This is a genomic window from Roseateles oligotrophus, from assembly GCF_025717515.1.
Classification (GTDB): domain Bacteria; phylum Pseudomonadota; class Gammaproteobacteria; order Burkholderiales; family Burkholderiaceae_C; genus Paucibacter_A; species Paucibacter_A oligotrophus.
In genome coordinates, this window is record NZ_JAJIRN010000011.1 from 233960 (window position 1) to 253048 (window position 19089).

A 19089-nucleotide genomic window follows, 5' to 3' on the forward strand; every position below is an offset into this window, starting at 1 on the left:
TTTCTACGAGGAATGCTCACAATGAGTCGCAAGTACTTTGGCACCGATGGGATTCGTGGCACGGTTGGGCAAGGCCCGATCACGCCTGACTTCATGCTCCGCCTGGGGCATGCGGTGGGGCAAGTTTTGCGCAAGAACGGCGGGCGCCCCAGTGTCTTGATCGGTAAGGACACGCGCATTTCCGGCTACATGATCGAGTCCGCTCTTGAGGCGGGCTTCGCTTCGGCCGGCGTTGATGTCTTGCTGACCGGCCCCTTGCCGACGCCGGGTGTGGCCTATATGACCCGCGCTTTGCGGCAGGATCTGGGGGTAGTGATCAGTGCCTCCCACAATCCTTTTGCGGACAACGGCATCAAGTTCTTCTCGGCCAAGGGGGAGAAGCTGCCCGATGCCTGGGAGCAGGCCGTCGAGTTGGCGCTTGAGGATCCGCCGACCTGGATTGATTCGGCTAATCTGGGTCGGGCGCGCCGCATTGCGGAAGCACGTGGGCGCTATATCGAATTTTGCAAGAACAGCTTTGGCCCGGACCTGAGCCTCAAAGGCATGAAGATCGTGATCGATGCGGCCAATGGTGCCGCCTATCACGTGGCACCCGATGTGTTCCATGAGTTGGGTGCAGAGGTGGTCTCGATTGGCTGCAGTCCCAATGGTTTCAATATCAACGATGGTTGCGGAGCGACATCACCGGCGGCCCTGGTCAAAGCAGTCAAAGAGCATGGCGCGCATTACGGCGTTGCGCTTGACGGTGATGCCGATCGCTTGCAATTGGTGGATGCCGAAGGGCGGCTGTACAACGGCGATGAGTTGCTCTATTTGATGGTGGCGGATCGCTTGGCGCAGGGCGGCCGTGTGCCAGGCGCGGTCGGCACGTTGATGACGAATATGGCGGTCGAGTTGGCAATCAAAGCACTGGATGTTGACTTTGTGCGTGCCAAGGTGGGTGACCGTTATGTGCTGGAGGAGCTCAGTGCACGTGGGTGGCAGTTAGGCGGCGAAGGGTCGGGCCATTTGCTGGCTTTGGACAAGCACACCACCGGTGACGGCATCGTCAGCGCCTTGCTGATTCTGCAGGCCGTCATGCGTACGGGCAAGAGCATGGCCGAACAGTTGGCGCCGGTCTCCTTGTTCCCGCAAGTGTTGATCAACGTTCGCCTGCAGCCGGGCCAGGATTGGAAGAGCAACGCCCAATTGGCCCGTGTTCAGGCCGAAGTGACGGCCGAATTGGCAGACCGGGGCCGGGTGCTGATTCGCGCGTCGGGCACCGAGCCTTTGCTGCGCCTGATGGTTGAGGCAAGCGACGGCGCGATGGCCCAGCGTTGCGCTGAGCGTTTGGCCGAGGCGGTCAAGAGCTGATTTGCTTGGGCGAGGCCAACTTGCCAGCTCGGCCGTTCCTCGCCGGGCGCGCGGTAGTTCGGTCAATGCCCCGTCTTCAGCCCGATCCACTCGTAGAGGGCGTAGCGCACGCGCGCAAAGCCATCCTCCGAAGGCGCCCAATCGAGCACTTCGGAGATCCCGTCGCGCAGTAGTCCGACGGGTGCGACCGTGATCTCGATATCACCGCCGGCTATCGCCCTGAAGGCATTCAGTGATCGGGGCATATGCTGTTCATGGGTGACCAAAACGATTTGCCTAATCCCATCGGCCCTGAGCAGCTGCACGCTGAATGCGGCATTCTCTCGGGTGTCGCGCGAACGGCCCTCGGCCCAGCGAAGCGCTAGCCCGAATTCGTCGCTTGCTGTTCGTTCGGCGATGGCCGCTTCACTGACCCTTAAATTTCTTGCGGTCCAGCCGATCCCGCCGGAAAAGCCCAAAGGCGCCTTGATTTGTTTGGCCAGCCAAACCCCGTAACGCAGCCGCGCCAGACTGATGGCGTTCAGGCTGGCTCCACCGTACTCGGGCACAAATTGGCGGGCGCCACCACCCAGGACCAAGACCGCCACGTCACCTCGGCTTTCGCTGCGCTGGGCCAAGGACGAAATGTCTTGCGCATTGAGCGCCGCGGGCGCGCGCAGCAAATGATGGGTCAGCAGTTGCCCGACCGCTTCACTGCTGCTGAGCCAAATACCAATGAGGCCAAAACCCAGTGTTAGCCGGCCCCACAAGCGCTGTTTGCTTGTCGGCTTGAGCATCGTCGCTCCGAGCAAAATCAACAGCAAAAATGGCACCGGAGGGAACAGCAGGCGCAGCGCGAAGGGCTTGACCTCATACAGGAGGGAGACGAGATTCAAGTGATATCCAATAGAAGAGTCGAGGCCGCCGAGCGACGCGGCGTACAAACTGACCATCAAAGCCGCGCCGGTCATTGAATACGTTCAATAATTGTGCCGTGTTGAAGACCGATGGCCGCCATGACTAGCTCGATAAATTCAAATTCCCCGCCGGCCGCAAAATTTTGGAAGCCTTGGCGACTCGGCCTATTGGTTCTGTTTGGCGTTTTTGTACTGCTTTTTCTGGCCACTTGGCTGCTGCTGCCGCGCTGGCTTCAATCGTCCGGCGCCGAGTTGGCAAGTCAAGCCATCGGGCGCAGCGTCAGCATTCGGGCCGTGAGCTTTAAGCCTTGGGCCTTGGCTCTGACCTTGGAAGGGGTGAATGTAGCGGGCGGCCCACAACAAAAAGAAACACTGCTGGAGTTGGATAGCCTAACGGTCAATCTGTCTGCCAGTTCATTGTGGTTTCTTAGTCCGGTCGTGGAGTCATTGCATATCCAGCGTCCGACTTTGCGCCTGAGTCGGCTGACGCCAGGCCATTACGACATCGACGACTTGTTGGCGAGATTCGCCAAGCCCTCAGTGGAGCCCAAGCCAGATGCGAAACCTTTCGCGCTGGCTTTGTACAACATTTCCCTGAGTGAAGGGGCGCTTGTTCTGGATGATCGCCCGAGCGAGCGGCGTCACGAATTGACCCAGCTCGCGCTTGAGTTGCCGTTTTTGTCGACGCTGGCGGCCGATGTCAAGGTCCATGTCCAGCCGCAGATCGCGGGTCGCCTGAACGGGGTTGCCTTTTCGGCCAAAGGCAGCGCCTTGCCATTTGCGGACCAGCGCCTGGCCGCACTTGATTTCAAACTGGACGGACTGGATCTCGCGCCGTACGCAAGCTATGTGCCGGCCGCAATGCCGCTGCGTCTGCAGCAGGGGCGTGTCGATGCCAATTTGAATTTGAAGTTTCAGCAGGCGCTCGGGCAGGCGCCTGAAATCGGCCTCGCGGGTCAAATCAGACTGGCCAAGTTCGCGTTGCGTATGCCGACCGGTGAGCCGGCTTTGTCCTGGGGCGAGTTGAACGTGCAACTGCTTGATGTGCAGCCGCTACGCAAGCTCGTGAAGTTAGGGACCATCACTTGGGTGGCACCAAGGTTTTCGATGTCCAGGGACGGTCGAGGCGAGAACAAAGGCGAGAGCAAGAGTGGGAGCAAGAGCGGGATTAAGAGCACGAGTCAGAACGATGCCAAAGCTCCGACCTGGGCGCTGGCTGTGGAGCGATTCGAGCTCAGTGATGGCGGTCTTGATTGGCAAGATCTAGTGACTAGGCCGAAGGCGAGCTTGAGCGTGCAGGATGTTGAGCTCAAGCTTGGCGCCTTAGCCTGGCCCGTGAAAGCGGCGACACCCATCAAGCTGGCGCTGCGGCTGCGGCCCGGTGATGCCACAGGGAAAATAGAATCCGCCTCGATTGATGGCAGCGGCAGTTTGAGCGCCGAGAACCTGAGCTTCGACTGGCAATGGCAAGGCTTCGACTTGCAATGGCTAACGCCCTATCTACAGGCTCAAGCGCCGCTGCGTTTGAGTGGACTGGTGAAGGGCAAAGGCGGCCTGTCGCTGGCGCAACCGCTGGCAGCAAACGCCGATCAAAGAGCGCAGCTGACGCTGGCTGAACTTCAACTGAGTTCGCTGTCCGTCGGATCCAAAGCAAAGCGGGAGCCCTTGCTGCGGTTGGCCTCGCTGGGCCTTGATCATTTGGGCGTTGATCTCGCCGCCCGCAAGATGATCGCAGGCGACTTGAAACTGAATCGCCCGGCGCTGGATTTGGCGCGCTCCAAAGATGGCCAATGGAATTTTTCCGAGTTGCTCGCTCAGACCCCAAGCAAGGGCAAAGCTGCAATCACATCCACAGCGGGCGAGGCACCTCCCCCTTGGGCGCTTCAGCTCAAGGGGCTGAAGGTCGAACAGGGCTTGATACGCTTGCTTGACGAGGGCACGACTTCCTCGCCGGTCGCCCTGAATGCGGAGCAGATCACCTTGGACCTTCGCGGCCTCGACTGGCCGGCTCAGTCCAAGCCCATGCCGGTCAATTTCAGTTTGAAGTTGGGCGCTGCCAAGCGGGGCTCGGCCCCGTTGGGGCAATTTCAGTGGCAGGGCAAGGCGGGTTTGGCGCCTCTGTCCGCCAGTGGTAGCTTGCGTGCCGAGCGCTTGCCGCTGCATTTGCTGAATGCCTACCTGGATCCTGCCTGGGGCATGCATCTGCAAAAGGCCGAACTGGGCTTGCGCGCCCAATTCAATGCACGGCAATTGCCCGCCGGTCTCGACGCGCAGTTGACCGGCAAGGTCTTGCTGGCCGATCTGCTTTTGCACCAGTCCCGTCAAGTCGATGGTCAGATTCTTGTCGGAGAAGAATTGCTGAGTTGGCAGGCCTTGAACTTGGACGGGCTCAAACTGCAACTCGCACCCGGTGGGCCGCCGCAAATTGCCGTCGCCGACGTGGCGCTGAACGATTTTTTTGCTCGAGTGATCATCAACGAGCAAGGCAAGATAAATTTGCGCGACTTCGGTCCGGTGGACCGTGCAGCGCCGGCGCCATCCAAGAGCGTGGCGATGGCAGCCCCGGCCGCGAGTGCGCCCGACCCGAGCATGCCGATATCGATCGGCCAGATTCGCCTATCCAAAGGCCGGATCGACTTCAATGACCGTTTTGTTCGGCCCAACTACAGCGCCCGTCTGAGTGAGCTTCAGGGCAGCCTGGGCGCCTTCAGCTCGCAAGGGGCGGAGTTGGCGCCCTTGAGTTTGCGCGGCCGTGTGGCCGGCACCGGGCTGTTGGATGTCAGCGGCAATGTCAACCCTTTGGGCAAGCCTTTTCAGTTGGATATCAACGCCTCGGCCACCGATATCGAACTGGCGCCGCTGTCACCCTATGCCGCCAAATATGTCGGTTATGCGATTGAGCGGGGCAAGTTTTCAAGCAAGGTTCAATACAAGATTGATCCGGGCGGCGCCTTGCAGGCCAACAACCAAATCATCTTGAATCAGCTGACCTTTGGCGAACGGGTCGAAAGCCCGGATGCCACCAAGTTGCCGGTCTTGTTCGCGGTGGCCTTGCTGAAGGACAGGGACGGCGTCATCGACGTCGAGGTGCCGATCAAAGGCTCGATCAACGAGCCCGAGTTCAGCGTTGGAGGGCTGATCTGGAAGGTCATTGCCAACCTGCTGGGCAAGGCCTTGACGGCCCCGTTTTCGCTGTTCAGTGGCAATGCCGGCACCGACCTCAGCAGGCTCGAGTTCGCGCCCGGTAGCGCACAGGCGAGTACGCCTGCCAATCTCGACAACGTCGCCAAAATGATGGCGGAGCGGCCGGGCTTGGCCTTGACCATCAAGGCTTGGGCCGACCCTGTTGCCGAGCGCGCGGCGCTGCAAGACAAACAGTTGGAGGCCGCCTTGTTGGCCGAGCGTCAGCGTGAGTTGCAACGCCAGCAAACAGCAGGTGCGACCCAGCAGGCCGAAGCCGGCCCGGTTTTGACCGATGCCGATCGACAACGCTTGTTGAAGCCGGTTTATCAGGCCGCGAAGTTGCCCAACAAGCCCAAGAACGTGATCGGTTTTGCCAAGGATATTCCCGCGCCCGAGATGCGCGTCCTATTGCTGTCGAGTTATGAAGTTAGCGATGACCGGGTGCGTGCCTTGGCGTTGGAGCGCGGCGTGGCCGTGCGCGATGCTTTGATTGCCAAAGGGCTGGCCAATAGTCGGATTTTCCTGGGCGCGCCCAGCCTTCATGACGGCAGCGCCGAACCCGGGCAAACCTGGGCGCCATATGCGGAGATGCAGCTGAGCGCTCATTGACCGCATGAATCCCTGGGCTCGGCTATGCTTGGCTCTCTTTTTTGAACTCCCCCATCGACAAGGCCGAAAACTGATCATGAGCGAATTGCCGAAGAACCTGTCACGAATCACGCTCGGTGGCGGCTGCTTTTGGTGCCTTGAGGCGGTTTTCGAGCGAGTTGTGGGCGTGCACCGGGTCGAGTCGGGCTATTGCAATGGCCATGTGCAGCAGCCGACTTACGAGCAGATTTGCACCGGCAATACCGGGCATGCCGAGGTCGTGCGGCTCGACTTTGATGCCAAGGTGGTCAGCCTGACCGAACTCCTCGAGGTGTTTTTCGTCATTCATGATCCGACCAGCCTGAATGCCCAAGGTGCCGATGTGGGCAGCCAGTACCGATCGGGCATTTACACGCATGACAGCGAGCAAGAAGCGCAGGCGCGTGAGGTGCTGGCGGAGGCGCAAATCGCGCATCGGGGTCGGGTCGTGACCGAGTTGTTGCCCGAGCTCAATTATTGGCCGGCCGAAAGCTACCACCAGCATTACTACGCGCGCAATCCGGAGCAGGGCTACTGCGCTTTTGTGGTGGCCGCCAAGGTGGATAAATTTCTTGCCACTTTTGCGCGCTTGGCCCGTCCTGCTTGAGCCTGCTTGAGCCCGATCGAGTGAACAGCGTGATCGAATGGTCCGGCTTGCGCTATGGCTACGCGCAAGGCCCGCAGCTTCGCTTTGAAGACCTTGTCTTGCCTGCCGGCCAGCATCTGTTGCTGCGGGGTGGCTCGGGCAGCGGCAAGTCGACCTTGCTGGCTCTGGCGGCAGGCTTGCTGAGCCCCAGCGCGGGTGAGATGGTGCTGGGCGCTACGGCATTGCACACCCTGGCGCCGCGCCAGCGAGATGCCTGGCGAGCCGCGAATCTTGGTTTTGTGCCGCAGCGCCTGCATCTCAGCGCGGCGCTGAGCGTGAATGAAAACTTGGCGCTGCCCTATATCAGCGCGGGCTTGCGGCCCGAGCCGGCGAGGGCGGCCGAGTTGCTGGCTTGTTTGGGTTTGCGAGGCCTGGGCGAGCGCCTGCCGCACCGACTCAGTGTCGGGCAGGCGCAGCGCGTGGCCTTGGCGCGGGCCCTGATGCGCCGGCCGCAGTTTTTGTTGGCCGATGAACCAACGGCCAATCTTGATGACGACAGTGCCGCGCAGGTGCTTGAGTTGCTTCAGCGGGCCGCTGCCGAGCAGTCGGCCACCTTGGTCTTGGCGACGCATGACAGGCGCATTGCCGAGCGAGTACGAGGCGTCGATGGGCGCGATTGGCGAGAGTTGGTCTTGCCCAAGCTGGACCAGAGCGAGCCGGGCCCATGAGCTTGCTGCGATTGGCTTGGCGCTATCTTTGGTCGCAGCCGCTGACCGCCGGCTTGAATCTGCTTTTGCTCAGCCTTGGCTTGGCGGCGATCTGCTTTGTGCTGCTGGTCAGCGAGCAAATCGAGCAGGGCGTGCGGCGTGATTTGGCCGGCATCGACCTGGTCGTTGGCGCCAAGGGCAGTCCAATGCAAATCATGCTGGCGGGCGTGTTTCATCTCGATGTGCCGACCGGCAATATCCCGCTGAGCAGCCTGGCGACCCTGCGAGCACATCCCTTGGTGGCGCAAGCGCTGCCACTTTCTGTGGGCGACAGCTTGCAGGGTTTTCGCATCGTCGGCAGTACCGTTGATTACTTGACTCACTATCAAGCCCGTTTCGCCAGTGGCCAGGCCTGGAGCGGGCCCATGCAGGCGGTGCTCGGTGCCGAGGTCGCGGCGCGCACCGGGCTCAAGCCGGGCCAGACCTTTCATGGCAGTCACGGTTTGGGCGCGCAGGGCGCCGAACATGCCGAGCAGGGCTACCAGGTTGTGGGAGTGCTGAACTCCAGCGGCGGCGTGCTGGACCGCTTGGTGATCACCGACCTGGCTTCGGTGTGGCTGCAACATGAAACACATCATGGCCGCGCCGCCGGTGAGCCCGAGTCTGATCACGAGCCCGAGCCCGAGCGCGAAATCACCATGGCCTTGCTGAAGTTTCGCAGCCCATTGGCGGCCGTTTCCCTGCCGCGTTGGGTCAATGCACAACCGGGCTTGCAGGCCGCTAGCCCGGCGCTTGAAACCGCCCGGCTGATGCGCATGGTGGGCGCGGGCAGCGAGGTTTTGCGCGGTTTTGGTCTGGTCTTGTTGCTGGCTGCGGCCTGCTCGGTGTTTGTAACCCTGCTGCATTCGGTGCGGGCCCGGCAAAGCGATTTGGCCATGTTGCGCATGTTGGGTGCGCCACCTTGGCGGGTGGCCTTGCTGGTGAGCCTGGAGGCGCTGTGCCTGGCCGGTATGGCAACGCTGCTGGGTCTTGCACTGGGCCATGGTTTGACGGCCGCCTTGGGGGCCTTGCTGGCCGAGCAGCAGTCCTTGCACATCATTGGGTCTTGGGTGTCTCCCTGGGAGGCCTTGATTCCTGTGCTGGCCCTTGGTCTGGCCTTGCTGGCTGCTGCCTGGCCGGCTCGCGCGGCCTTCAGCCTTGATGTGACCGAGTTGCTGCAGGCGCCGCGTTAGCCCGCAAGCTCCTGCCAATCGCCGGGCGACAATCGGACCTTGATAGACGGACTCAGCGCGGGAATTGGTCGGATGAATAGATTGCTTCGAATGGCCAGTTTGGCCGCTTTTGTGTTTGTCGCACTGAGCGGCGTCATGGGCGGTGTCATGGGCAATTTTGCCGGCGTGGCAATGGCTCAAGCGGCTGGTGGCATCGGCTCGGGCCCGGGCTACCATGACCCGCGCAGTCCCATCAAGCCGCTGCAGGAGCGCGCCGGTGTCGTGGCCTGGACGCTGTTGTCATCGGTCACGACAAAGGTCGAAAAGGACAAGCTCACGCCCATTTTCCCGCCGCAGATACTGGCGCTGGACAAGCAAAAAGTCAGGGTGCAGGGTTTCATGATGCCCTTGGAGCCGGGCGACAAACAGCAGCATTTCTTGCTTTCTTCGGTGCCGACAAGCTGCGCTTTTTGCGTGCCGGCCGGGCCGGAGGGCCTGATCGAGGTGCGCACCAGGCAAGCGGTGCGTTACAGCCTGGAGGCCATCACCATTGAGGGCCAGCTGTCGGTGCTCAGCGACGACGCCTACGGCATGTTTTACCGCTTGGTGGACGGCCAAGCGCTGAAGCCATGAGTTCATATTGCGGGCGCATTTGGCCCGATTTGCGGGCCTGACTTATTTGGCGGAGATAATCGCCGGCCTCATGAGCCATCCTCAACGTCATCGCCACCCACAATATTCAGCCAGCAAGTTCTGGCTGGTGTGTTGGCTCGCGCTCGCGCTGCTGAGCTTCCAAACGCTTGGCCATCTGCATCGCCATGCGCATGCGCACGCAGCTTCGGCTAGCGCAGCGCAAGGCGCCAGTCTTGCCGCGCTCAAGTTGCCGGGGCTGGATGGCTGGGGCCATCAAAGCGGCGATTTGAGTTGCCAGTTGTTTGATCAACTCAGCCAGGACCATGCACCCGGTGGGCAGTTCTCGCTCGACATCGCGGCCGAATCGCATTTGCAGCCGGTGGCCACGCCTTGGGTCAATGGCTGCCCCGCAAGCCATTGGAAACGCGGCGCCCGGGGCCCCCCTCTCTTGGCCTGAACACCTTGATGGCTCGGGCGATCTGCTCGAGTATTTGGTTCATGCCTGCGTCATCCCCATTCATTGCCGGGGGGGGGCGCATTCGGAGAGATTGATGCGATCAAAATATTTTGCGCCACGGGCCTTGGCCCTGGGCGCCAGCTTGCTTTGCCTGTCGGTGGCGAGCTTGGCTCAACAGCTTGCCGCCGGGGAAGCAAGCAATGTCGGTGAACAAAGCGGCAGTGAGAAACTGGGCAAGGTAGTGCTGACCGGCAACCCGCTGCGCAGCCAGAATTTGGCCCAGCCCAGCAATGTGCTGGAGGGCGATGCCTTGATCTTGCGCCGGGGCTCGACCTTGGGTGAAACGCTGGAGGGCTTGCCGGGTTTGTCCTCCACCTACTTTGGCCCGAACAGCAACCGCCCGACGATTCGCGGCTTGGACGGCGACCGGGTGCGCATGCTCAGCAATTCGGGCGCCTCGGTCGATGCCTCCAGCCTCAGCTTTGATCATGCGGTGCCGCTCGATCCTTTGGTGATCGAGCGCATTGAGGTTTTGCGCGGGGCCGCCGCGCTGCTTTATGGGGGCAGTGCGATCGGCGGCGTCGTCAATACCATCGACAACCGCATCCCGCGTCAGGCGCAAATCGGCTTTAACGGCGCTGCCGAGTTGCGCCTGGGCGGCGCTGCCGAAGAGCGCAATGGCGGCCTGGTGCTGGACGGCGGTGACAAGGGTTTCGCTTGGCATGCCGACGCCTCCGCCCGGCGCGCCGGCGACCAGCGCGTGCCGACTTTCAGCGCCGACGGTGTCAGCGCCAACCATGTGCGCAATTCGGCGTCCGATGGCCATGGCGCGGCGGTCGGTGCTTCGTTGCTGTTTGCCAATGGCTACGCCGGCATGTCGGTCGATGATTCGCGCAATCACTACGGCGTGACGGTTGAACCCGACGTTACGGTGCAAATGCAGCGTCAGCAACTGGCGGCCGCCGGCGAGTGGCGCTTTGATCCGCCTGGCACGGCGCAAGCCGATCAGTCGCTCTTGCAGCGCCTGAGTTGGCGCATGGGCAGCACCCGCTATGAGCACCGCGAGGTGGAGGGCTCGGGCGAGGTCGGCACCATCTTCAAGAGCGCGGGCAAGGACCTGCGGGTCGAATTGGAACATGCCAAGCTGGGCCCGCTGCACGGCGTGGTCGGCTTGCAATGGGAGGCTTCCGATTTTTCGGCCCTCGGGGCCGAAGCGCTTGTGCCCAATACCCATACCCGTTCCGGCGCGATGTTTGTGCTGGAACAGTTCAGTCTCGGCCCATTGGCAATGTCCGCCGGCGCCAGGCTTGAGACGGTGCGGGTGGAGTCGCAAGGTGATGCGGCGCAGGGCGAGGCAGTCCGATTCGGGCCAGCCAGCAGCCGCAGCTTCAGCCCCAAAAGCCTATCGTTTGGCGGCAGCTACAAACTGCTGGCCGAATCGGGCGGCAGCCTGAGCCTGACGGCCAATTTGAACGGTACCGAACGGGCGCCGATGTTCTATGAGCTGCACGCCCATGGTGTGCATGTCGCCAGCGGCGCGTTTGAGCGCGGCGATGCGAGTCTGGGCAAGGAGAGCGCTCGCGGTATTGATCTGGGTTTGATCTGGCAGGGCAGCGAAAAGATGCTGCGTTTGAATGTCTTCCGCACTCGGTTTTCGAGCTATATCGCGCTGGATGCGACCGGTACGCTGATCGACATCGACGGCCAGTCGCTGCCCGAGTACGCCTTCAAGTCGGTGCCGGCGCTGATGCAGGGCTTTGAATTGGAAGGCCGACTCGAGCTGCCGGAATTTTTGTCGGGCGGCAAACTGAGTCTGACGGGCCAACTCGACGGTGTGCGGGGCGAAAACCGCAACACCGGTGAGGCCTTGCCACGCTTGGCGCCATTGCGGGCCACCGTTGGCCTGGAGGCGCAGCAAGGCCTGTGGTTCGGTCGAATCGAGCTAAGAATGGCAGCGCGCCAAGACCGCGTGCCGGCTCTCGACCGGCCCACCGCCGGCTACGGCCTTGTCAAACTGAGCCTCGCGCGCCAGTTCCGCATCGCCAATGCCGATGCGCTTTGGTATCTGAAGCTGGACAATCTCGGCAACAAGCTCGCCCATAGCGCCAGCTCGGTGAACACCATTCGCGAATTGAGCCCCTTGCCGGGTCGCTCGGCCCATATGGGCGTGCAATTGCGCTTCTGACGCCGTCAGGGGGCCAGTCTTTGCTTGAACCAGCTGCCGTCTTGCAATCGGTAGCTGAGTCTGTCGTGCAGGCGAGACTTGCGGCCCTGCCAGAACTCCCAGGCCTCGGGCAGCAAGCGGTAGCCGCCCCAGTGGGGTGGGCGCTGCGGGTGCAGGCCATGCTGCAGGGCAGCCTTGGCGGCATTGGCCACCAGCACGCTGCGGGAGCTGATCACCTGGCTTTGGGGCGAGGCCCAGGCACCCAGACGGGAGTCCAAAGGGCGTGATTGGTAGTAGGCATCGGATTCGGCGGCATCAACGCGCACGACCTGACCCTCGATGCGCACTACCCGCTCCAATTCGACCCAATGGAATTGCAGTGCGGCATGGGGGTTGACGGCCAACTCTTGGCCCTTGCGGCTGTCGTAATTGGTGAACCAGACAATCCCGCGCTCGTCGAAGCCCTTGATCAAGACGATGCGGGTCGATGGCCGGCCATCCGCGCCGACGGTGGCCACCGTCATCGCGTTCGGTTCCGGCACCTTGCTTGCCAGCGCATGGTCCAGCCATTGTTTGAATTGAACCATGGGCTCGTTGGCGGCCAGATTCTCGTCGAGCTCACCTTGCTCGTAACTCTTTCGCAGGTCGGATAGCTTGTTCATGCCCCGAGTATCCGATGAAGTTGCTAAAGCTTGGTAGCCCGGACAGGTAGAACACCTTAGGTGAAGGCCCCACTGTTCGTTGCAGGGTTCGTGCGGCATGCTATGCGCACAAGCGATACAGCTCGGCGACATGATCGGGCAGCGCTGAGGGCGTCCAAAGGAATGTAGAGAATGACGAAACGACGACCGGCGGTGATCGTGCTGGCGGCAGGGCGAGGAATGCGCTTTCTCGGCCAAGGGCATAAGCTTGAGCAACACTTGGGCGCCGACCTTGATCCCTCGACGAGCGGCGCGGAAGATACCGTACTGGCCCACACTCTGGCTCATGCGATAGCAAGCGGCATGCGGGTGGTGGTGGTGACAACCCAGAACCTCGCGCCCTTGGTCCGCCCCTTGATCGCGGCGCGCGATGTGGTCGCTATTCCGGAATTTGATAGCCAAGGCCGAGCCACGCCGATCGGCATGGGCTATTCGATCGCGGCCGGCGTTGCTGCGACCGGTGACGCCGATGGCTGGTTGATCGTGCCAGCCGATATGCCCTTGTTGCGCCCGGCCAGCATGCTCGCCGTGGCCGCGGCGCTGGAGCAGTTCCCGGTGGCTTACGCTCAGTATCATGGGCGGCAGGGTCACCCGGTGGGCTTCAGCGCCGAGCTCTATTCCGAATTGGTGGATCTGCATGGCGACGAAGGCGCGCGGCGCATCGTTGCGCGCTACCCGTCGCAGGCGGTTGAGGTGGATGACCCCGGCGTGTTGGTTGATGTGGATACCGTCGAGGATCTGGCTCGCTTGCAAAGCCAGCACGGCCTCGCCCGAGTGAGTTGAGCGGGGCTTCAGGTGAGCGGCGGGCACAGGCCATGCCGTGCGGCCAGGCGCCACTGGCGCTCCAACTCGGCGTCGCGCAAGCCATGCTGACGCAGCCCCTCGACGGTGCGCATCAGGTAGTCCAAGGTCGTGCCGTAGCGGCCCTGCGCATGTTTGAAAATATGCAAAAGCTCGGCATCGCCCAAGGCGCCCACATAGCCAGGGCTTTGGCGTGACAGCGTGAAGCTCAGCGCCCGCCGCGGCCCGGCGGGCGTTTGGCAGTTCAGCCAGCGCGGCTCGTAGGAACCGATCACCATCTCGCGCGCCCATAGCTCGTTCAACAGCGCTTCGCTCTGCGCCGGTTGCGCCCGGTAGACCAGGCCCCGGCAACTGCCGCCCGACAGCAGGGTCAGCACCAAGCCCGACTGTTCGGCGTTACCTCGGTTGACGAGCGAGCGCAGGCGCAGCGCTCGGTGATAGCCATGCACCCGAGCGGGCAAAGTCTCGGCGGGTTCGAAGCCCGGTTTCCAGATCAATGAACCATAGGCGAACAGCAGCAAACCCAGCTTTCGGTCCCATTGTTCTTGGGCAATCTCCAGCAATTTCTGGCTCCGCAGGGGCAGGGGGGCGGGCGCACCGCCGAGAGCTGGCTTATTGGAATTTTTCATCTTGCCTGCCATGCTGCCACAAGCTTGCGGCTTGGGGCTTACACGCTTGTGCCTTCAGCGTTGATGGGGACAATACAAGTTTGCTTGAACTTGTCGCCTGAACCCGCTTTTGAAACTGCCCATCAATTCTCGCCTCCGGGCCATGTTGTCCCTGCTTTGCTTGCCTCTTTTTTTGCTGGCTCAGCCGGTGAAGAGCGAGCCACTGGAATCAAACACGTTGCGCAAGATCCGCGACACCGGCGTGATCGTGCTCGGCCACCGGGTTGACTCGGCTCCGTTTTCCTACCTCGACGCCAAATTGCGCCCAATCGGCTATTCGGTCGATATCTGCCAGCACATCATTCAGGCCATCAAGGCGCGGCTGGAGAACCCCGATTTGGAGCTCAAGCTGGTGGCGGTCACGTCGGCCACGCGCATGCCCTTGGTGGCGAATGGCTCGGTCGATCTGGAATGTGGCGTCACCACCAATACGCTGGAGCGTCAAAGGACGCAGGCCTTCTCGCTGACAACCTTTGTGGCCGAGACCAAGTTGTTGTCCAAGCGGGCCACGGGCGTGCACAGTCTGGCCGATCTGCGCGGCAAGCCGGTGGCTTCGACGATCGCCACCACCAGCATCCAGTTTTTGCATCAGGCGAATTTGAATGATCAACTGGGGCTGAAGATATTGGTGGGCCAAGATGATCGTGACGCTTTTCGCCTGCTGCAAAGCGATCGCGCCTTGGCCTATGCCATGGATGACGTGCTGCTGCGGATGTTGTTGCTGAGCGTGGGCAAGCCGGATGAATATGTGATTTCCGAGCAGGCGTTCACGCTCGAACCCTATGCCATCGGACTGCCGCGCGGCGACGCTGGCTTCAAGGCTTTGGTGGACGGAGTGATCGCCGGCCTCTACCAGCGCGGTGAGATTCAGGCGCTCTACCGCAAGTGGTTTCAGTCCGCCATCCCGCCGCGTGGCCAGAGCCTGCAATTGCCCATGAGCGAGGCGTTCAAACGGGTGATTGCCAAACCAACCGACTCGGCCGACCCGCAGCAGTACCGTTAGTTCTGCGGCTTAGGGATGTCAGCCGCTGCGGAAGCGCTCAAGTTCGATCGCATGCCGATGCAGCTTGTCGTAGAGCGTTTTTTTGGCGCAGCCCAGCAGTTCCATGGCCGCCGGCACGCGCCCCTGGCAGCGCCGCAGCGCTTGTTCGATCAAGGTCTTTTCAACCTGGTCCATTTGCTGCGCCAGACTGACGCCGGCCGCCCCGAGCGCGGCATCAGGGTTGGCCCCTTCGCTGCTGACGATGTCCAGCACAAAACGGTCGGCCGCATTGCGCACCTCGCGCACATTGCCGGGCCAGTCATGCGCCATCAACTCGCGCAGGCGTTGCGGTGTCAGCTCCGGCGCCTCGCGCCCATAGCGGTTGCAGGCCTGGGCGACAAAATGCTCGAACAGCAGCGCAATGTCCTCGCGACGCTCGCGCAGCGGCGGCAGCTGCAAGGTCGCCACGTTGAGGCGGTAATACAAATCGCCGCGAAACTTCTGCTGCTCGCTCAAGGCCCGCAAATCGGCCTTGGTGGCGGCGATAACGCGCACATTGACCGGCAGCTCATCGTTGGAGCCGAGCCGCTCGACGCGGCGCTCCTGCAAGACCCGCAACATCTTGATCTGCAGCACCATCGGCATGGTCTCGATCTCATCCAGCAGCAGGGTGCCGCCATTGGCATGCTCGATCTTGCCGATGCGGCGCTTGGCCGAGCTGGTGAAGGCGCCCGGCTCATGGCCGAACAACTCGCTCTCGAACAAGGCCTCGGGCAGGCCGCCGCAATTGATGGCGACGAAGTTGCGGTCGCGCCGCTGGCTTTGGTCGTGCAAGCAGCGCGCCACCAGCTCCTTGCCGGTGCCGGTCTCACCCAGAATCATTACATCGGCCGAGGTGTCGGCCAAGTTGAGCACCTGGCGCCGCACGTTTTGCATCGCCGCCGAATTGCCCAAGAGCACTGCCTCCATGCCGCTGCGCCGCTGCAATTGGCCGCGCAACTCGTCCACCGCCACGCGTAGCACCCGCTTGTCCAGCGCGCGGGTCAGCGCATCGACAAAGCGCTCCGGCGCGAACGGCTTCTCGATGAAGTCATAGGCCCCGGTGCGCATCGCCCGCACCGCCATCGCCACATCGCCATGGGCCGTCACCAGCACCACCGGGATACTGGCGTCGGTCGCCATCACATGGTCGAGCAGGGCCAGCCCGTCCATGCCGGGCAGGCGCACATCGGTCGCCACCACCAATTGCGCGCCGGCCTGGATATGGGGCAGGGCCTCCTCGGCGCAAGCGCAGGCCAAGACCTCCAGTCCGGCCAACTCCAGCGTTTGCGTCAGGCTGGCCCGCACCGGCGGATCGTCCTCGACAAACAAAACCTTGAAACCCTCAAACATGAGTCTTGTCCCTTGTGCAGATTTCCAGATCGAATTCGAACGTCATGCCGCCGCCCTGCTCGGCGGGGTTGGGTCTCGCCCGCAGGCTGCCGCCAAAATCGTGGATGATTTTCGATGAAATGACCAGACCCAGCCCGAGGCCTTGGCCGGCCGGTTTGGTCGTGAAGAATGGTTCAAACAAGCGCGAAACCAAGTCGGGCGCAATGCCGGCGCCATTGTCCGAAATTTGCACCAAGACCCGATTGCCCTCGCCTTGCTGAGGCGGTAAGGCATTGATGCGCAGCTGCCTAAGGGGCGCATCCTTTGTGGCGTCCAAGGCGTTGGCGATCAGGTTGATCAAGACTTGCTCCAGACGGTTGGGCTCGCAGCGCACCAGCAGATCGTCGGCCACGTTCAGCGTCAACTCGACTTGCTCGGCCTTGATGCGATGTTCCAGCAGCAAGCGGGCGCCGCCGATTGCGCGCGCCAGCGACACCGGTGCATGCGCCTCCTCGGCCTTGCGGGCAAAATTCTTCAGCTGGCGGGTGATGCCGGTCATGCGCTCGACCATCGCGTCGATGCTGTTGAGGTTCGCCGCGACGCTGTCGTTGCGGCCTTTTTCAAGCAGCAACAAGCCATTGCGCGACAAGGCCCGCATGGCGGTCAGGGGTTGATTGATTTCATGCGCAATGCCGGCCGACATCTGCCCCAGCACCGCCAGCTTGGCCGACTGCATCAACTCGTCTTCGGCCTGCAGGCGCTGCGCAATCTGGTGCTTGAGTTCCCGGTTGGTCTGGCTCAGCTCTTGGGTACGCGCTTGCACCTGACGCTCCAACTGAGCGTGCGCCAATTGCAACTCGCTGCTGGCCGCAAACAGTTGGGCATGGGCGCGCCGTCTGGACGCCAGGTAGAGCGCCAACATGCCGATCGAGGCGCCGATGGCGCCGCCGCCCCAGGCCGCATAACGCGCCTGACGCCAGACCTCGGCGGGGTCCGACAGCGTCACCAAACGCAGCGCCAAGGGCAGCACGGCACGCTCTTGGGCCAGCAAGGTCTGCTTGGCCGGCCGGGGCGAGGCGCCGCCCTGGGCCAAGCTTGGTACGCTGATCAAGATCGCCTCTTGCTGCAAGGCCTCGTGCACGAACAAACCCAGCGGGCCCAATAGCGGGCCGATATAGCGGGCCGAGGCCTGTAGCTCGCTGCGCTGCTCGTCGGTGCGTTGATTCAGCAAATGGTTTTTCCAGGCCGGCACCGAAGACATGATGACGACCTCTTTGTCGTCCACGACCAGGATTTTTTCGCCTTGCGAGCGCAGCCCCTGATCTACCCACATCGCTTCCAGCGGGGCCAGGTTTTGCACCAGCACAATCTGACCCAACAGCTTGCCGCCGCGCTTGAGCGAGTGCAAGAGAAAGTAGTCGCTGCTGCCCATCGTTTCATGGGCGGCGAAGAAATGGCTGCTGGCCTGGTCCGCGCCCATTGACAGAGGCTGCGCCAAGCGGCGCGCCACCGCGACGGCAGTACTGCCTAGTCCGGCGCCGTCGCTGGAGGACAAGACCTGACCCTCGGCCCCGAGCACGAAGCTCAAGCTGAGGCCGGCCCGCACATTGATGCCCGCCAACTTTCGGTCGACCCGCTGGCGCAGCCCGGCGTTCTCGGGCTCCCGCAGCAAGGCCTGGATATCGGCATCGATGGACATCAAGCTGGGCAGGTAGGCATGGCGCGCCAACTCGGCCTCCAGGCTGGCGGCATAAAGTTCCAAGCGCTCGGCGGCCACGGCGGCCAATTGCTCCATCCCCGCACGCTCGCTCCAGCGCTGGCCCAGCAGCATTCCCAGGGCGATCAGCCCGATCAGGACCAGCGTCAGATAGCTGATGACGCCGGGGCGAACCATTCTGCGTAGCAGGCTTGGTGGAGCGGTCGAGCAAGCCGGGGCGGGCAAAGTATCGAGAGGCGTGGTCATGTGCATAAAGACGGGAGGGCTGCGTAGTGTGCCCAAAGCGCGCGCATCTGTCCCGTCTCATCGCGCGAAGTTTTGTCCCCATGGTGTTGCCGCCGGCTCGGCATTTTCGGCTGTTGTGTCGAAGTTCGCCCAGCGGCGCGCCCTGCAGTGTCGATTTCCGCCCAAGGCTTGGTTTGATGGGGCGCGAGAGCTCCCTCTCCACATAGAGGCCTCTCGGTGATTACCCGCGCACTCTGACTTTTGGCATGTGGCTTGCAAGTTACCCGCTTAGTTCGACGGCAGATTCGTACATAAAGGAAGACATCGATGGAAACTTTTTTGCAACAGATCATCAATGGTCTGGTGCTGGGCAGCATGTATGCCTTGGTGGCGCTGGGCTACACCATGGTTTACGGCATCATCAACCTGATCAACTTCGCCCACGGCGAGATATTGATGGTGGGTGCGCTGGTCAGTTGGACGGTGGTGGGGGCGCTGGCTGACACCGGGATGCCGGGTTGGCTGATGATGTTGATCGCGCTCGCCTGTGCCGTCGTCGTCTGCACCTCGCTGAACTTCCTGGTCGAGAAGATCGCCTACCGGCCGCTGCGCAATGCGCCGCGCCTGGCGCCCTTGATCACGGCGATGGGCATGTCTTTGCTGCTGCAGACGCTGGCCATGATCATCTGGAAGCCGAACCCAAAACCCTTCCCGCTGCTGCTGCCGACCACGCCGATCGATCTGGGTGGCCCCGTCATCACGATCACGCAATGCGTGATCCTGGGCAGCACGGTGATGATCCTGGCC

General features: G+C 62.2%; 16 protein-coding genes. 11 read left to right on the forward strand and 5 right to left on the reverse strand.

Annotated features, from left to right (window positions below; all coding sequences use genetic code 11):
- Positions 1 to 21: 21 nt before the first annotated feature.
- On the forward strand, positions 22 to 1353 hold the full coding sequence (gene glmM / locus LNV07_RS23160; protein WP_263573566.1) for a phosphoglucosamine mutase: 1332 nt from the start codon (positions 22 to 24) through the stop codon (positions 1351 to 1353).
- A 62-nt stretch (positions 1354 to 1415) separates the two neighbouring features.
- On the opposite strand, the gene LNV07_RS23165 is transcribed toward glmM, so the two are convergent.
- Positions 1416 to 2228 carry a YdcF family protein gene (locus LNV07_RS23165; protein WP_263573567.1) on the reverse strand — a complete coding sequence of 271 codons (813 nt, stop codon included), beginning with the start codon at positions 2226 to 2228 and terminating at the stop codon, positions 1416 to 1418.
- A gap of 120 nt (positions 2229 to 2348) precedes the next feature.
- Between LNV07_RS23165 and LNV07_RS23170 the strand changes: the two genes are divergently transcribed.
- The 7 genes from LNV07_RS23170 to LNV07_RS23200 all read left to right on the forward strand — a co-directional run bounded on the left by LNV07_RS23170 (position 2349) and on the right by LNV07_RS23200 (position 11838).
- On the forward strand, positions 2349 to 6041 hold the full coding sequence (locus LNV07_RS23170) for a DUF748 domain-containing protein (RefSeq protein ID WP_458296244.1): 3693 nt from the start codon (positions 2349 to 2351) through the stop codon (positions 6039 to 6041).
- A gap of 76 nt (positions 6042 to 6117) precedes the next feature.
- Positions 6118 to 6666 carry a peptide-methionine (S)-S-oxide reductase MsrA gene (gene msrA / locus LNV07_RS23175; RefSeq protein ID WP_263573569.1) on the forward strand — a complete coding sequence of 183 codons (549 nt, stop codon included), beginning with the start codon at positions 6118 to 6120 and terminating at the stop codon, positions 6664 to 6666.
- 29 nt (positions 6667 to 6695) lie between these two features.
- Positions 6696 to 7373 carry an ABC transporter ATP-binding protein gene (locus LNV07_RS23180; RefSeq protein WP_263573570.1) on the forward strand — a complete coding sequence of 226 codons (678 nt, stop codon included), beginning with the start codon at positions 6696 to 6698 and terminating at the stop codon, positions 7371 to 7373.
- Positions 7370 to 8584, forward strand: a complete 1215-nt coding sequence (locus LNV07_RS23185; RefSeq protein WP_263573571.1) for an ABC transporter permease — start codon at positions 7370 to 7372, stop codon at positions 8582 to 8584. The genes LNV07_RS23180 and LNV07_RS23185 overlap by 4 nt, the downstream gene beginning before the upstream one ends.
- Positions 8585 to 8656: 72 nt before the next feature.
- The gene (locus tag LNV07_RS23190) at positions 8657 to 9196 is read left to right on the forward strand and encodes a DUF3299 domain-containing protein (protein ID WP_263573572.1); all 540 of its coding nucleotides are present in this window, start codon (positions 8657 to 8659) and stop codon (positions 9194 to 9196) included.
- 70 nt (positions 9197 to 9266) lie between these two features.
- Positions 9267 to 9653: a hypothetical protein gene (locus LNV07_RS23195; protein ID WP_263573573.1), complete on the forward strand. Its 387-nt coding sequence runs from the start codon at positions 9267 to 9269 to the stop codon at positions 9651 to 9653.
- A gap of 94 nt (positions 9654 to 9747) precedes the next feature.
- A complete protein-coding gene (locus LNV07_RS23200; protein WP_263573574.1) occupies positions 9748 to 11838 on the forward strand; it encodes a TonB-dependent receptor in 2091 nt (696 codons plus the stop codon).
- 5 nt (positions 11839 to 11843) lie between these two features.
- Here LNV07_RS23200 and pdxH read toward each other — a convergent pair whose 3' ends face one another.
- The gene (pdxH, locus tag LNV07_RS23205; protein ID WP_263573575.1) at positions 11844 to 12479 is read right to left on the reverse strand and encodes a pyridoxamine 5'-phosphate oxidase; all 636 of its coding nucleotides are present in this window, start codon (positions 12477 to 12479) and stop codon (positions 11844 to 11846) included.
- Between the two features lie 171 nt (positions 12480 to 12650).
- Between pdxH and LNV07_RS23210 the strand changes: the two genes are divergently transcribed.
- Positions 12651 to 13301: a nucleotidyltransferase family protein gene (locus LNV07_RS23210; protein ID WP_263573576.1), complete on the forward strand. Its 651-nt coding sequence runs from the start codon at positions 12651 to 12653 to the stop codon at positions 13299 to 13301.
- 8 nt (positions 13302 to 13309) lie between these two features.
- Here LNV07_RS23210 and LNV07_RS23215 read toward each other — a convergent pair whose 3' ends face one another.
- The gene (locus tag LNV07_RS23215; protein WP_263573577.1) at positions 13310 to 13948 is read right to left on the reverse strand and encodes a gamma-glutamylcyclotransferase; all 639 of its coding nucleotides are present in this window, start codon (positions 13946 to 13948) and stop codon (positions 13310 to 13312) included.
- 217 nt (positions 13949 to 14165) lie between these two features.
- Here LNV07_RS23215 and LNV07_RS23220 point away from each other — a divergent pair, with 217 nt between their 5' ends.
- Complete coding sequence (locus LNV07_RS23220) at positions 14166 to 14990, forward strand: amino acid ABC transporter substrate-binding protein (RefSeq protein WP_263573578.1); 825 nt, start codon at positions 14166 to 14168, stop codon at positions 14988 to 14990.
- A gap of 18 nt (positions 14991 to 15008) precedes the next feature.
- Here the strand turns inward: LNV07_RS23220 and LNV07_RS23225 are convergent, their stop codons facing one another.
- Both LNV07_RS23225 and LNV07_RS23230 read right to left on the reverse strand, forming a co-directional pair.
- Positions 15009 to 16361 (reverse strand): sigma-54-dependent transcriptional regulator, encoded by a 1353-nt coding sequence (locus LNV07_RS23225; RefSeq protein ID WP_263573579.1) that lies wholly within the window; start codon positions 16359 to 16361, stop codon positions 15009 to 15011.
- Positions 16354 to 18303 (reverse strand): sensor histidine kinase, encoded by a 1950-nt coding sequence (locus LNV07_RS23230; protein WP_263573580.1) that lies wholly within the window; start codon positions 18301 to 18303, stop codon positions 16354 to 16356. Before LNV07_RS23230 ends, LNV07_RS23225 begins: the two co-directional genes overlap by 8 nt.
- A 306-nt stretch (positions 18304 to 18609) precedes the next feature.
- Here LNV07_RS23230 and LNV07_RS23235 point away from each other — a divergent pair.
- The coding region (locus tag LNV07_RS23235; protein WP_263573581.1) for a branched-chain amino acid ABC transporter permease at positions 18610 to 19089 on the forward strand (480 nt) is incomplete at its 3' end.